This window comes from Acinetobacter gyllenbergii (assembly GCF_001682515.1).
GTDB lineage: Bacteria > Pseudomonadota > Gammaproteobacteria > Pseudomonadales > Moraxellaceae > Acinetobacter > Acinetobacter gyllenbergii.
Genome location: NZ_KV575262.1, coordinates 342,041 through 356,542, shown reverse-complemented (window position 1 = coordinate 356,542; position 14,502 = coordinate 342,041). Strand labels below are relative to the sequence as shown.

The 14,502-nt window shown below is 40.5% G+C and carries 12 protein-coding genes; 4 read left to right on the top strand and 8 right to left on the bottom strand.

From position 1 onward, the window contains the following. Positions 1-40 precede the first annotated feature (40 nt). A complete protein-coding gene (locus tag NG55_RS07670; RefSeq protein WP_016541018.1) occupies positions 41-1,291 on the bottom strand; it encodes an MFS transporter in 1,251 nt (416 codons plus the stop codon). Positions 1,292-1,352: 61 nt separating this feature from the next. Next, a complete protein-coding gene (locus NG55_RS07665) occupies positions 1,353-2,504 on the bottom strand; it encodes an acyl-CoA dehydrogenase family protein (protein ID WP_065342902.1) in 1,152 nt (383 codons plus the stop codon). Positions 2,505-2,833: 329 nt separating this feature from the next. Between NG55_RS07665 and NG55_RS07660 the strand changes: the two genes are divergently transcribed. Both NG55_RS07660 and NG55_RS07655 read left to right on the top strand, forming a co-directional pair. Next, complete coding sequence (locus tag NG55_RS07660; RefSeq protein WP_065342901.1) at positions 2,834-4,051, top strand: CaiB/BaiF CoA transferase family protein; 1,218 nt, start codon at positions 2,834-2,836, stop codon at positions 4,049-4,051. A 161-nt stretch (positions 4,052-4,212) separates the two neighbouring features. Next, a complete protein-coding gene (locus tag NG55_RS07655; protein WP_000996082.1) occupies positions 4,213-5,058 on the top strand; it encodes an IclR family transcriptional regulator in 846 nt (281 codons plus the stop codon). Between the two features lie 14 nt (positions 5,059-5,072). Here the strand turns inward: NG55_RS07655 and NG55_RS07650 are convergent, their stop codons facing one another. The 6 genes from NG55_RS07650 to NG55_RS07625 form a co-directional block, all read right to left on the bottom strand. Further along, positions 5,073-6,260, bottom strand: coding sequence for an MFS transporter (locus tag NG55_RS07650; protein ID WP_065342900.1), 1,188 nt, complete (start codon positions 6,258-6,260; stop codon positions 5,073-5,075). 63 nt (positions 6,261-6,323) lie between these two features. Further along, entirely contained in the window at positions 6,324-7,166 is an 843-nt protein-coding gene (locus NG55_RS07645) for an IclR family transcriptional regulator (RefSeq protein WP_016541022.1), read from the bottom strand. A gap of 109 nt (positions 7,167-7,275) precedes the next feature. Next, positions 7,276-8,481: a 3-oxoadipyl-CoA thiolase gene (locus NG55_RS07640; RefSeq protein ID WP_065342899.1), complete on the bottom strand. Its 1,206-nt coding sequence runs from the start codon at positions 8,479-8,481 to the stop codon at positions 7,276-7,278. Positions 8,482-8,495: 14 nt separating this feature from the next. Next, positions 8,496-10,019 (bottom strand): 3-hydroxyacyl-CoA dehydrogenase, encoded by a 1,524-nt coding sequence (locus NG55_RS07635; protein WP_065342898.1) that lies wholly within the window; start codon positions 10,017-10,019, stop codon positions 8,496-8,498. A 61-nt stretch (positions 10,020-10,080) separates the two neighbouring features. Further along, a complete protein-coding gene (locus NG55_RS07630) occupies positions 10,081-10,842 on the bottom strand; it encodes an SDR family oxidoreductase (RefSeq protein ID WP_065342897.1) in 762 nt (253 codons plus the stop codon). Positions 10,843-10,871: 29 nt separating this feature from the next. After that, complete coding sequence (locus NG55_RS07625; protein WP_065342896.1) at positions 10,872-11,660, bottom strand: enoyl-CoA hydratase; 789 nt, start codon at positions 11,658-11,660, stop codon at positions 10,872-10,874. Between the two features lie 310 nt (positions 11,661-11,970). On the opposite strand from NG55_RS07625, the gene NG55_RS07620 reads away from it, so the two are divergent. Both NG55_RS07620 and NG55_RS07615 read left to right on the top strand, forming a co-directional pair. After that, positions 11,971-13,125 (top strand): acyl-CoA dehydrogenase family protein, encoded by a 1,155-nt coding sequence (locus NG55_RS07620; RefSeq protein WP_016541027.1) that lies wholly within the window; start codon positions 11,971-11,973, stop codon positions 13,123-13,125. 58 nt (positions 13,126-13,183) lie between these two features. Next, on the top strand, positions 13,184-14,467 hold the full coding sequence (locus NG55_RS07615) for an MFS transporter (protein ID WP_212749887.1): 1,284 nt from the start codon (positions 13,184-13,186) through the stop codon (positions 14,465-14,467). Positions 14,468-14,502 lie beyond the last annotated feature (35 nt).

Sequence of the window (14,502 nt, the reverse complement as noted above, 5' to 3'; positions counted from 1 at the left end):
CAACTTGATCAAGTTGGCCTTTTTATTGGAAGATCTACTTTTAAGAATTTTGTGGGTCGTAGAGTTTTTCCTTAATAAACAGGGCAGGAATCACACCACAAATCAGGTAAGCTGCTCCCATGACAACAAAACCTAAACCAATAGATCCACCAGAAGCTAAAAAACCAATCGTTGCAGGTGCTATTGCAGCACCTAAACGACCTACATTGTATGCGCCGCCAATAGCCGTACCACGAATCGCTGTTGGAAAGCTTTCAGTCATATAGGTGGCATTTACACCATATGGAATACCGTATAAAAAGCCGAAGACAACCAGTAAAAATAAAATATTTTCGGGGGTATTATAGAAAACGATTAGTGGCAGAAAAATTGCAGTGCCAATTGCACCAAAAGCATAAGTAAAACGGCGTCCAAGTTTATCTGCCATCATCCCTGCAAGTACTTTACCGAGAATCATGGCTGTATAGGTACCTACCATATAGGCTGTCATTTCCTTGAACTTCATTCCGAGTTCGCTTTCCAGATATGAAGGCATCCAGTTATTCACACCGTAATAACCAAATTGTAAGAAACCAGCAGTTAAAGCCCAGAGTATAAACATATTACGATTGCGTTTATCCTGAAAAATAAGTTTCAAAGCTGACGGTTTTTCAGCGTTCTCACTTAAATTAGGCTGCTGTAAACGGGATTCTTGCCATGCGAGTGGCTCTGGAACCAAAATATGCATGAAGATCGCAAGAATGACAGGAATAATGGCAACATAAAATAGCATACGCCAACCATGATCTGGAATAATCCAACCTGCAAGCAATGTTGCTACAATATATCCGACGGTCCAGCCCGCCTGTAAAGTTCCGAGTACTGTGGTACGATACCGTGTAGGTACATATTCAGCCATCAAGGTGTTGCAGGCTATATAAAGTGAACCTAAGCCTAATGAAGCAAAAAATCTTAAAATACCGAATTGAAGAAAACTTTGAGTAAAACCAAGTCCGCAAGTTAATAGCGAAAAAGTGAGAATCGAAATAACAACGATGCGGACACGCCCGAATTTATCACATGCCCAACCACCAAAAATCCCACCAATGGCCATACCCGCCAAAGTAAAACTACCGAGCATACCAGCTTGAACCGAGCTTAAGCCAAAATCTGCCTTAATACTATTTAAGCTATAGGACAGTAGCATTAAGTCTGCGCCATCTACCAATAAAGCCAGAAATGCAAAAATAAAAGCAATTTTCCAAGTATGAGCTTTTATTGCAGAGGAGGGTGCATTGTAATTTGTAGCCATAATCCATTACCTACATTTGACTGATCGCACTTCAAATCGTTTGAAAGTGCTGAAAAAATGTTTAAGACGCAGCGCGAATCATATTTTTTGCAATAATCAATTGTTGAACCTGCGTGGTGCCTTCATATAAGCGGAACAAGCGTACATCACGGTAAAAGCGCTCAATGGCATATTCACTGATATAACCCGCTCCACCATGAATCTGTACGCAGCGGTCAGCTACGCGGCCACACATTTCAGTGGCGAACATTTTTGCGCAGGATGCTTCTGTACTAATATTTTCACCATGATCACGGCAGCGGGCTGCATCTAGAACCATACATTTAGCCGCATAAATTTCTGCTTTGGAATCAGCCAACATGGCTTGGATTAACTGAAAACTAGCAATCGGTTGACCAAACTGTTTACGCTCAATCGCATACTTTAAAGAATCATCCAACATGCGTGTGGCTGCCCCTACACTCAGGGCAGCAATATGCAAACGACCTTTATCCAGAACTTTCATGGCTGTTTTAAAGCCCATACCTTCTACGCCACCAATCAATGCAGACGCAGGAACACGACAATTTTCAAAAATCACATCACAGGTATGTGCGCCTTTCTGTCCCATTTTTTTATCTCGTTTGCCAAGAAAAATCCCCGAAGTTTGACTATCGACAATAAATGCAGAAATACCGCCAGCACCTTTAATATCAGGGTTGGTACGTGCCATCACTGTAAATACGCCAGCATGAGGTGCATTGGTAATAAAGCGCTTGGTACCATTTAAGACATAGAAATCGCCGTCTTTCACAGCCGTTGTTTTTAAGGCTGCTACATCTGAACCAGCATCTGGTTCGGTTAAGCAAAAAGAGCTAATCACTTCACCACGTGCTAAACGAGGCAGGAAAAAAGATTTTTGTGCTTCAGTACCATCAATAATTAGACCGCTAGAGCCAATCCCATTGTTGGTGCCGATCAGAGAGCGAAAGGCTGGGGAAGTACGACCAAGCTCGAAAGCAATATAAACCTCTTCTTCCATCGTCAGCCCAAGACCATCGTACTGTTCTGGAATGGTGAGTCCAAACAGGCCAAGTGATTTCATTTGCTCAATAATATCTTTTGGAATTTCATCTGTTTCAGCGACTTCATTCTCATGAGGAATTAATACACCTTCAACAAATTGTCGAATCATATCGACCAGTTGGTTCAGTGTTTCCTGATCTCGAATCATAGTCATATCCTTTGTACAAGCAGCTAAAAACAAAAATACGATGTTCGTAAAATCATCAATATTGATGCGATAGTAATCAAAGGAATCTCACAAAACAATATATTTTGAAAATAAATTTCGCAATGCGGTATGATGTTTGTTGTTGGTGGATTCTAATCTGTTGATTTAATTAATCTATATTTATTGAATAAAAATCATATTTTTTGATGGGAAATTAAGGTTTGATTTTTTAAAATCTTGTTTGTATATTAAAAATATATATCGCTATGCGAAACTTATGTGAGGTAAGTTTTCCTATAGGAAATTAAGCACAAGTGAGTAGGATAAACATGGGCGCTTTAAATGGAATTCGTGTACTTGATTTGAGTCGGGTACTGGCTGGACCGTGGTGTGGACAGATACTTGCTGATCTGGGTGCAGAAGTGATTAAGGTGGAACGACCAAAGGTCGGAGATGATACCCGATCTTGGGGGCCACCTTGGATGAAGGATGATGCTGGATCAGACACGCGAGAAGCAGCTTACTATCAGTCGACAAATCGTAATAAGCTCTCGGTTGCAATTGATATTGCCACTCCTGAAGGACAGGAACTGATCAAAGCTTTAATTCAGGATACAGATGTTGTCATTGAAAATTATAAGGCTGGTTCGCTGACAAAATATGGGCTGGATTATGCTGCATTGTTCGCAATCAATCCGGGTCTGGTCTATTGTTCGATCACGGGTTTTGGACAAGATGGTCCACGTGCAGAAGAGCCTGGCTATGATTTTATTATTCAGGGAATGGGTGGGCTAATGTCCGTCACAGGAGAAAAGGATGATTTGCCTGGAGGAGGTCCACAAAAAGTAGGCGTGGCATTTTCTGATTTGGCCACAGGATTATATTCTACGATTGCTATTCAAGCCGCGCTACTCAATCGTCATGTGACGGGTTTGGGCCAATATATCGATATGGCTTTATTAGATGTGCAAATTGCAACAATGGCCAATCAGGGAATGAATTATCTGTCTTCTGGAAAAGTGCCTGAACGGTATGGCAATGCACACGCCAATATTGTGCCATATCAGGTGTTTAAAGCTGCTGATCGGGAGTTTATTATTGCATGTGGCAATGATACTCAGTTTATTCAGTTGTGCAGAAGTATTGGCTTACCTGATTTACCGAATGATTCTCGATTTAGTCGCAACGCAGACCGTATTCAGCATCGAGATGAAATTATTGGGATTCTATCAGCGCATTTTTTAACAAAGACAGCAGATGAATGGGTTGTTGCTATTTATGCAGCTAAAGTTCCTGTTGGAGTGATCAATAATCTGGCACAGGCTTTTCAAGAGCCGCAAGTGATTGCAAGAAAAATGCTGGTTGATATGCCGCATCCGCAACGCGAGAAGCTAACCGTGATTGGGTCGCCGATCAAACTTTCAAGAACGCCAGTTGAGTATAAAACTGCGCCACCTTTATTGGGTGAGCATACTGATAAGATTTTAACTCGGGTTCTTTCTCAGGAAAAACTGGATGAATTAAAGCTGAAAGGGATTGTTGGATAAAAAATGTACCAAAGTCAAAATGCATCTGTATTTTGACTTTGCTTTTTGATTGTACTTAACTAGGTTGTTTAGATATTCATGGATGAGCTTTAACTGTTTATTATAGAAAAAATAGATTATAATTTTCGCAGTGCGAAACAAATATTTAGATTGGTAAAATCATGAATGATGCCGTAGATGCAGAACAAACAGAAAAATTACTAGCGCCTTTAAGGCATGAGTTGTTACATCCGATTGAAGACATGCAAGATGAAAATGACCGCCAATTTATTACGGCTTTAGCTCGTGGTTTAGAGCTGCTACGCTGCTTCACTCCAAAACATCAGCATTTGGGAAATCAGGAATTAGCGCAAATGACAGGTTTGCCGAAGCCAACGATTACTCGTCTCACGCATACTTTGTCTCGTTTGGGATATATCAAGCAAGTCCCGAATTCAAGCAAATTCCAACTCTCTGTGGGTGTCTTGGCTTTTGGCTACTCCATGCTTTCAAATGTATCGATTCGTTCTATTGCGCATCCCTATATGAAGAATTTAGCTGACTATGCGGGCGCTGCTGTTGCAATGGCAACACGTGATCGACTGAATATGATTTATCTGGATGTGGTACAAGGTAAAGGCAATATGACCATGCGCCGTCAAGTTGGAACCTATTTACCGATTCATTTAAGTTCGATGGGGCGTGCATGTTTAGCTGCCATGCCTGAAGATGAACGAGAATTTTTACTTGATGCGATTCGCAGTAAGCATAAAGAAGATTGGATCAAGATTAACCGTGATCTGGATAAAGCCTTTAAAGACTATCAGGATTTTGGCTATTGTTTTTCGATTGGTGAATGGCATAAAGATGTAAACTCGGTTGCGGTTCCATTAATTCATGAACAGCATGGTTTACTGGTGTTTAACTGTGGTGGGCCGAGCTTTATTATGAATCGAGAAAAACTTGAAGAGGATATTGCTCCACGTCTTTTACATATGGTGAATAATATTCGTACCGAAATTAGTTAAGCACGTTCTTCATTTTAAAAACCAGCATCATATTTATGCTGGTTTTTTATATCACGCACACAATAATAAAGACATAAAACGGCAAAAATTAAACCTAAAATACAGACACCCATCCATCCGAAGTGTTTCCAAGCATAGCTTCCCGCTGTTGTACCTAATGCACCGCCAGCAAAGTAACCTGTCATATAAATCGCGTTAAACCGTGAGCGTAATTCTTGATTAAGTTTAAATACAATACTTTGGTTGGTGACATGTACCGCAGAAAGAGAGGCGTAGAGAATGAGTAAAGCAATAATGTAAAAGGTAAAATGATAGGGTAAAAGTGAAAAAAGTATCCAACTTAAAATTAGCCCAATGCCGCAATAGATCGAAATTTTATGAATATAGCCTTGATCAATAAATTTGCCTGAGAAATTAGCAATGAAAGTCCCTAACACGCCAACAAAACCAAAAAGACCAATGGTAAAGTCACTAAAAAAGTAGGGCGCTGGAGCCAGTAGCAACGACATGGTGGTAAAGGTTAGGCTAACACAAGCAAATGTAAAACCACCAATATAAGTTCTAGTCCTTAACCGTCGATTTTGAATAAAAATCTGTGGAAGTGAGCGAATGGTTTTCGCATAGTTTTCAGATTTGGTGGGTGGAAATAACCCGATATTACGATGCAAAATAAAGGCAATAACAAGTAATAAAAAACCACTGACCAGATAAATAATATTCCATGCAAACAGCGTAGACATCAGCCCTGAAAGGGAACGGGCGAGTAAAACCCCCATCATCAGTCCGCTCAGTAAAAAGCCAACAACACGGCCGCTTTGTTGAATCGGAACCAGACTTGCAGCAAGGGGTAATAACAATTGGGCTGAACTGGAAAAAAGACCAGTAATGACGGTACCAAGCAGTAAAAGATAGATGTTGTGCGAAAAACCGCTAATAATTAATCCACTTGAAGCCAATAGCATAAAGATAAAGAGTAGCTTGCGCTTTTCTATTATGTCCCCTAATGGCATTAAGAAAAGCAAGCCACATGCGTAGGTGATTTGGGCTAGAGTAGGCACCCACGCTGTAGTTGTTTCGGTTAAATTTAGGCTTACACTAATTGAATGAATGAGTGGCTGACTAAAATAATTTCCGCCTGTACAAATGCCTGCGGCAATCGCCATTAAAATAATGGTTGGGGTATAGAGTGCGTTTTTCATCATGCCTTAGTCATAATGAAAGTGGAACTTTAATCAACTCAACCATGATTGTTTTAAGCACGATTGTTAGTGCGTTTCATTCAAGGCATCTTGAATATTGTGCACCATATGGATTAAACGTGGTCCAATTTCACCTTCAAGTTTTTCCGGATTTAAATGAAAACTTGGTGCACCACAGTTAAAAACATAAAGACCATGTTTGGAGCTGACCAAAGGCACAGCCACCGAGTTCACTTCTTTATGCCACTCGCCTAATGACAAACAATATCCATAATCTTGGTAGTCACGGAAAGCTCGTTCTAAAGAACGTTTTATGGCTGGCCAGTTTTCGGGATTCTTTTGTTTCAACGCATCAAGTAGAAAGTTACGTTCACGTTCAGGGGTCGCAGCTAAGCATGCTCGGCCCATTGAACTACTATGAATTGGCAAAGTAGAACCAATTGGACGACGCATATTTAATGCAGTTTCAATTTGTACAACATCGATATACACCATATTTAATCGGTCACGCGTTGCCATTGCCACAGGGGCTTGAACATACTGACTCAATTCTTCCATATATTGATGAGCAATATTACGAATCGAGATGTTAGATAATGCTGCGTATCCTAAAGATAAAACACCAATGTCTAATGTGTATTTGGTTGAGTTAGGCAATTGTTTTAAATAACCTAATGACACAAGGGTATTGGTAATACGTGCAATGGTCGGTTTAGGTAAACCTATCATTTTTGCTAATTCTTGGTTGCCAAGCACCTGATTATTTGCAGAAAAACACCTTAAAAGTTCTAAACCGCGTGCTAAAGAAGCAATAAACTGCGGATTATTTTCTCGATGTATATGCGAAATAGGATCTAAACGTATCTCATCAAAATTTATTGGTTTTTCAGTTTCCATGTTTTGAGACATTCGATCCTCAAATATAATTAAAGCAATAGTTTTGCTATTATATTTCGCTCTGCAAAATAAATCCATTCATCACTGCGCTGTTGTGATGAATGGATATCAGAATCAATGGTTATGAAACGTTTTCAATCACCATCGCAAGACCTTGGCCTACACCAATACAGAGGCTCACCACTGCATATTTCTTTTTACGGCGTATAAGTTCGCGTGCCACTGTTAAGCTAAGACGAGCGCCAGATGCACCCAATGGATGACCCACTGCAATCGCACCACCGTTCGGGTTTATACGTGGGTCATTAAAATCAACGTTCAAGCCTTTTAAACACGATAAAACCTGTGAAGCAAAGGCTTCATTAATTTCAATAATATCCATGTCGTCTAAAGTAAGGCCAGCACGCGCAACTGCTTTCTTAATTGCTTCAATAGGGCCTGCACCCATAATACGTGGTTCAATACCAGCTGCCGCTGTTGACAAGATTTTTGCCATTGGTTTTAGGCCATATTTTTGCCCTGCTGCTTCCGAACCAATTAAGAGCGCCGCTGCACCATCATTAATACCTGAGGCATTACCAGCAGTGACCACACCACCTTCAAACAGCGGTTTTAACTTGGTGAGTGTTTCAACAGTTGAGCTTGGGCGGGGGTGTTCATCTTCGCTCACTGATTTAGGTGGTAATTTTTTGCCTTGAAATACTTCAATTGGGGTGATTTCACCAGCAAAGAAACCATCCTCTTTGGCTTTTTGGTATTTGGCTTGTGATTGAGCTGCAAATAAATCGGCTTGCTCACGGCTAATACCGAATTCAACCGCAACATTATCACCTGTTTCTGGCATTGAATGACCGCCGTATTGGGCAATAATTTTTTTATTTGGAAAACGAGAGCCAATTGTGGTGTCATAAATTTTTGCATCACGGCTATAAGCACTTTCTGCTTTACCCATGACAAAAGGTGCACGTGACATACTTTCTACACCACCTGCGATATACAAATCACCTTCGCCACAGGTGATGGCACGGGCAGAGTCAATCACAGCACCTAAACCACTAGCGCATAGACGGTTTACTGTCTGGCCCGGCACAGTGACTGGTAATCCAGCTAGTAACAGCGCGTTGCGAGCCACATTACGACTGTCTTCACCTGCTTGGTTGGTATCGCCTAAAATTACATCTTCAATATCAGCACCTGGAACACCAGTTTTTTCTAATAGTTTTTGAATGACAGTTGCAGCTAAATCATCAGGGCGAATTGAGGCAAGTTCACCTGCATGACGGCCAAATGGGCTACGTAAACCATCATAAATATATGCATTTAACATTGAGAAATTCCTTTTCAAGACTCATGAGTAAAAGTAAGAGGTAAATGTAGTGCGACACGACGTTGTAACCACGGGCTAGGGCGGTAACGTGGGTCATGCGTAAGCGCTGTTATACGGTTGAGGATGAGTAAGATTTTTTGGCTACCGACATGATCGCCCCATTCAATTGGGCCAAATGGATAACCCAGGCCTAAGCGGACAGCGGCATTGATATCATTAACCGTTGCAACATTTTGCTGTGCAATATCACAGCCTAAATTAATCACCATTGCTAAAACACGCTGTGCAACAAAGCCGATACTTTCATTAATCATGCTGACCAGATTTCCATCTAGATTGAAAATAGAGTGAGCTGCCTGACGGTATTCAGGTTTGATAATAAGTGATGGCATTAAGGTTCGATGCTTTGCAATGCCATAAAGCATGTCTATCGCAACAGTTTGTTCTGGGTTAACGCCTAGGCGAGTAGCTGCTTGAGTTGTGTCTTCACCATAACAAGCGAGTAAACATAAGCTATCTGTTTGTGGCTCGGTGTTGGTGTCTAGAGCAATATTTTGCTGAGTTAAATAATCTTCGAGCTGTTTTTTATCTTCAGGGAAATCTGTCGCAATCCAAACTTTTGGATATCGGGCTAAACGCTCTACAAACTTGGCAGGTTGTTCACCTGTTTTTGAACCCGTCTCATAGTTATAAAAACCTTGATTGACTTTACGTCCAAGTTGCTTGGCATCTAGCATTTGCTTGGTGAGCGGGCTTGGTTTGTAACGGGCTTCTTCATAATACTGATGATAAATCGACTCCATCACAGGGTGAGAAACATCAAGGCCAGTTAAATCCATTAATTCAAAAGGACCCATTCTAAATCCTACGCCGTCACGTAAAATTCGGTCAATTTCACTGATGTCACAGACATTCTCGTTTAAAATTTTAAGTGCTTCAGTTCCATAAGCGCGACCTGCATGATTAATAATAAATCCAGGGGTATCCTTCGCAACAACAGGGCGATGGCCAAAGGCACGAGACAGATCATTTAAGGCATTAATAATAAGAGGGTCAGTTTTTAAACCACGAATGACTTCGACCACTTTCATGAGTGGAACTGGGTTAAAGAAGTGATAACCCACAACACGTTCAGGTTTTTTACAATTTGCAGCAATCGCTGTAATAGACAGAGAAGAAGTGTTTGAGGCTAAAATGGTATTGTCGGAAACAATATCTTCAAGCTGCTGCATCAAGCTCTGTTTGATATCGAGGCGTTCAACAATTGCTTCTACAATCAGATCGCAATTTTTTAAATCTTCAATTTGCTGAGCAACAACTAAATGGCTATTTGCCTGAGCTGCTTGCTCAAGTGTAATTTTATTTTTGTCGACTAACTTTTGAAATGTGGCAGCTAGTTTTTCTTTGGCCTGTTCTGCTGCACCTGCTTTGGCATCATATAAATAAGTGGTATGACCTGACTGTGCAGCAATTTGAGCAATACCACTGCCCATAATACCGACACCAATCACAGCCATGCTTTTAATATCATAAGTCATGTCGATCATCCTGATGATTAATCTATATTTGAAATTAAACGGAAAAATAGGGTTTGGTGATTTAGCTTAAGCATTGTTTATCACCATCAATCGGTAAGATTTGACCAGAAATAGAGCGTCCGCTGTCTGAAGCTATAAATAGGCATAAATCTGCAATATGCTTTGGATTGACAAAATATTTGAGCGACTGATTTTTTAGTGCGTTTTGAGTGACTTCTTCAAGTGAGGTATGGGCTACATTGGCACGGGCCTGTAATACACGTTGAACTCGATCACCATCTACCGCACCTGGAAGGATCGCGTTAACTCGAATATTGTCTGCACCAAGTTCCATAGAAAGCGTTTTGGTAAAACCAATCAGGCCCCATTTGGAAGTGGAATAGGCTAAACGGTATGGATAGCCTAAGCGTCCGGCAATAGATGACATATTAATAATTACGCCTGCTTTTGCTTGCTTTAAATAGGGAATGGCTAACTGGGTCATTAAAAAAGTGCTATTCAGGTTTAAATTAATCACCGTGTTCCAATCATCAAAACTTAGTTCATTTGCTGCAACGGTCGGGCCTGAGATGCCTGTGTTATTAACTAAAATATCGATACCGCCAAGTTTCTGAACTGCTTCATTAAACATGAGTTTAATTTGCTCATGATCAGCCAAATTACAGGTATGTATATGCAGCTTTGGATAGTCTTTCTGAAACTGTTCAAGGCTTTTAGCGCTAATATCACAAACAAAAACTTCATCATGGTTGGTTAAAAATGCCTCGGCAATGCATCGACCAATCCCAGAACCACCTGCACTAATCAATACTTTTCTGCTCATTTTCATTCCTTTGTTATTATCGTTTTGAATTACTTACCTTGATAAAACGGTTTACGCTTTTCAATAAAAGCTTGAACGCCTTCATTTTTATCTTCGGTAGAAAATAGTAACTGGAATGATTTTCGCTCTAGGGTTAAGCCAGCATTTAATGGAACGTCTTCGCTCATCAGCGCAACTTCTTTAATTTGTTGCAAGGCAATAGGAGGCATTTTTGCGAGGCTCTGTGCCATTTGAATCGCAGTTGGGATCGTCTGGTCGTCTTCTGTGACTTGTGAAACAAGACCAATCATATAAGCTTCTTCAGCTTTCACCATAGCACCCGTCATAATCATGCGCATGGCATGGAATTTACCCACAGCACGGAACAAACGTTGTGTACCACCAGCACCCGGCATTAACCCGACTTTAATTTCCGGCTGACCAAAGATTGCGCCTTTACCAGCAATAATAATGTCAGCATGCATTGCAAGTTCACAGCCACCTCCTAATGCATAACCATTGACAGCAGCAATCACAGGTTTAGGGCACTGGGCAATTGCGTTCCAATAACGTTCGGTATGACGTAATAACATTTCTGTGGAAGTTGCGGTTGCCATTTCCTTTAAATCTGCACCTGCAGCAAAAACTTCTTCACCACCTGTGAGTACAACCGCATTGATCTCATCATTAAAAGTCAATTCGGTAAAAGCTTGTGCTAGTTGTTTGCGAAGCTCTGTATTCAGTGCATTTTTTGCTTCAGGTCGGTTTATTTTTACAATCGCTATTTTTTGAATAGAAAAGTCAACTTCTACGGAATTATTCCCTGTTAATACACTCATTTTGAATTCCTTGTTTCGCATGTCAAAACTATATTCCTTTTATGATGCTTATTTTGGAATTTATTTCAAGTTTTATTTAGTCTCTTAGAGTAATTATGATTGGTCAAATAAGATAAGTGATTGATATTGTGTATTGGTGATTTTTTAAATTTCGTTTAACGAAATTAATTTTCAAAAAAGCTTGAAATTTGTGTTTTTGTTCTCGTACTATGAAACACATCCGCAGTAAACAAGATTTAAAACATGGTATCCAGACAAGCTGGAGATAGCTGGTGGGTACGATGGAAATACATAAAAAGGGAGATCACAGATGATCCGTGATGAAGGGATGTTGGAACAATTACTTTCAACTATTCGAGATTTTGTAAAAAATGAATTGATCCCTCGTGAAAACGAAGTGGTAGAGAAAGACAAAATTCCAGATGACATAGTGCAGCAAATGCGTGAGCTTGGTTTGTTCGGCCTCACAATTCCCGAAGAATATGGGGGCCTAGGCATCACCATGGAAGAAGAAGTCAGAGTAGCATTTGAACTTGGACAAACTTCACCAGCTTTTCGCTCTTTAATTGGTACTAATAACGGTATTGGCTCTAGTGCGATTTTGATTGATGGTACAGAAGAGCAAAAGCAAAAATATTTACCGCGTTACGCAAGCGGCGAAATTATTGGTTCATTTTGTTTAACTGAACCTGAATCTGGTTCTGATGCGGCATCTTTAAAAACCAGTGCAGTCAAAGACGGTGATTTTTATATTCTAAATGGCACCAAACGATTTATTACCAATGCACCCCACGCTGCAACTTTCACGGTAATGGCACGAACGAATCCTGAAATTAAAGGGTCAGCTGGTATTTCAGCTTTTTTAGTTGAGGCCAACACACCAGGCATTACGTTGGGCAAAATTGACCAAAAAATGGGGCAGAAAGGCTCTCATACCTGTGATGTCATTTTTGAAAATTGCCGTGTACCTGCTTCTGCATTGATTGGTGGGGTAGAAGGTGTCGGTTTTAAAACAGCAATGAAAGTGCTTGATAAAGGGCGTTTGCATATTGGTGCATATAGTGTGGGCGTTTCTGAGCGTATGTTAAATGACGCACTGCACTATGCAATTGAGCGCAAACAGTTTGGTCAGCCTATTGCGAACTTCCAGTTGATTCAAGCCATGCTTGCTGACTCAAAAGCTGAGATTTATGCGGCTAAATGTATGGTCCTAGATGCAGCTCGTCGCCGAGATAATGGCGAAAACATCAGTACAGAAGCATCTTGCGCAAAAATGTTTGCAACTGAAATGTGTGGCCGTGTTGCTGATCGCTGTGTACAGATTCACGGTGGTGCAGGCTATATCAGTGAATATGCCATTGAGCGTTTTTATCGCGATGTGCGTTTGTTCCGTTTATATGAAGGCACTACGCAAGTTCAACAAATTATTATTGCAAAAAATATGATTCGGGAAGCAACAGCCTAATAAAAAATCAAGTGCCATGAGGCAGGGGATGCCTCATATTCTTGCTGAGGATATGGACATGACGACAGAAACAGCTATACAAGAAAGGGATCGCGGGGAAGCGATTCAAACACCTAAAAAGATTTGGATTACCGCATTTATATTCGCTTTTTTAACATTGTTGTGTGATGGGGCAGATTTAGGTTTTTTGGCATTGAGCCTGACCAGTCTTAAAACAGAATTTCATTTAACGGGTGTACAAGCTGGCACATTAGGCAGTTTAACACTTTTAGGTTCAGCAATTGGTGGCCTGATTGGTGGTTGGGCTTGTGACCGTTTTGGACGGGTGCGCATTATTGTGTTTTTTATTGCTTATTCTTCAGTTTTAACCAGTGCGCTGGGTTTTACTGACTCTTATATGCAATTTGCAGTTTTAAGAACTTTTGGAGCGATGGGCTTAGGTGCGCTCTATATTGCTTGTAATATTTTAATGTCAGAAATGGTGCCAACAAAACATCGCTCGACTGTTTTGGCTACTCTTATGACGGGTTATACCTTAGGTTCTTTGTTAGCGACTTTATTAGCAGGTCATATTATTCCTGAACATGGCTGGCGTTTCCTTTATTGGATTGCAATCACGCCTGTGGTGTTGTCAATTTTAATGCACTTTTGTGTACCTGAACCTGAGTCTTGGAAAAAAGCACGTCAATTAAAAGCGCTAGAAGTCGCTCAAAGTAACCAACCTAAAAAACGTCAAAACCCATATATTGAAATTTTAAGAGATAAGAAACACGGCACCATGTTTGTACTTTGGATTATTAGTACAGGTGCATTGCAGTTCGGTTATTACGGGGTGAGTAACTGGTTACCAGCTTATTTAGAATCTGATCTTGGCATCAAATTTAAAGAAATGGCTATGTATATGGTCGGTACTTTCCTGATTATGATGTTCGCCAAAGTGATTGCAGGAATTATTGCCGATAAATTAGGACGTCGCGCTGTATTTGCTTTCGGAACCATTGGTACAGCCTTATTTATTCCAGTCATTGTCTATTTAAATACACCAACCAATATTTTATGGATGATGCTGTTCTTCGGTTTCCTTTACGGTATTCCTTACGCCATTAATGCCACCTATATGACAGAAAGTTTCCCGACTTCTATTCGGGGTTCGGCAGTGGGTGGCGCTTATAACATTGGTAAAGTACTTTCTATTTTCTCTCCATTAACAATTGGTTTTCTATCTCAAAATGGCTCGATTGGTTTAGGTCTATTAGTGATGGCGGGTGCTTATTTTATCTGCGGTGTAATTCCATTGTTATTTATTAAAGACCGACTATTTAACCCGCAAAAAGCAGAGTGATGGCTTGAGCTGTTACTTCAATTGAATGATGAAAA

Excerpts from the sequence above, each read along its gene's own strand:
- NG55_RS07620 (WP_016541027.1), top strand. The coding sequence starts at position 11,971 with ATGATCCGTGATGAAGGGATGTTGGAACAATTACTTTCAACTATTCGA.
- NG55_RS07615 (WP_212749887.1), top strand. The coding sequence starts at position 13,184 with ATGACGACAGAAACAGCTATACAAGAAAGGGATCGCGGGGAAGCGATT.
- NG55_RS07625 (WP_065342896.1), bottom strand. The coding sequence starts at position 11,660 with ATGAGTGTATTAACAGGGAATAATTCCGTAGAAGTTGACTTTTCTATT.
- NG55_RS07650 (WP_065342900.1), bottom strand. The coding sequence starts at position 6,260 with ATGATGAAAAACGCACTCTATACCCCAACCATTATTTTAATGGCGATT.
- NG55_RS07665 (WP_065342902.1), bottom strand. The coding sequence starts at position 2,504 with ATGATTCGAGATCAGGAAACACTGAACCAACTGGTCGATATGATTCGA.
- NG55_RS07660 (WP_065342901.1), top strand. The coding sequence starts at position 2,834 with ATGGGCGCTTTAAATGGAATTCGTGTACTTGATTTGAGTCGGGTACTG.
- NG55_RS07655 (WP_000996082.1), top strand. The coding sequence starts at position 4,213 with ATGAATGATGCCGTAGATGCAGAACAAACAGAAAAATTACTAGCGCCT.
- NG55_RS07645 (WP_016541022.1), bottom strand. The coding sequence starts at position 7,166 with ATGTCTCAAAACATGGAAACTGAAAAACCAATAAATTTTGATGAGATA.
- NG55_RS07640 (WP_065342899.1), bottom strand. The coding sequence starts at position 8,481 with ATGTTAAATGCATATATTTATGATGGTTTACGTAGCCCATTTGGCCGT.
- NG55_RS07630 (WP_065342897.1), bottom strand. The coding sequence starts at position 10,842 with ATGAGCAGAAAAGTATTGATTAGTGCAGGTGGTTCTGGGATTGGTCGA.
- NG55_RS07670 (WP_016541018.1), bottom strand. The coding sequence starts at position 1,291 with ATGGCTACAAATTACAATGCACCCTCCTCTGCAATAAAAGCTCATACT.
- NG55_RS07635 (WP_065342898.1), bottom strand. The coding sequence starts at position 10,019 with ATGACTTATGATATTAAAAGCATGGCTGTGATTGGTGTCGGTATTATG.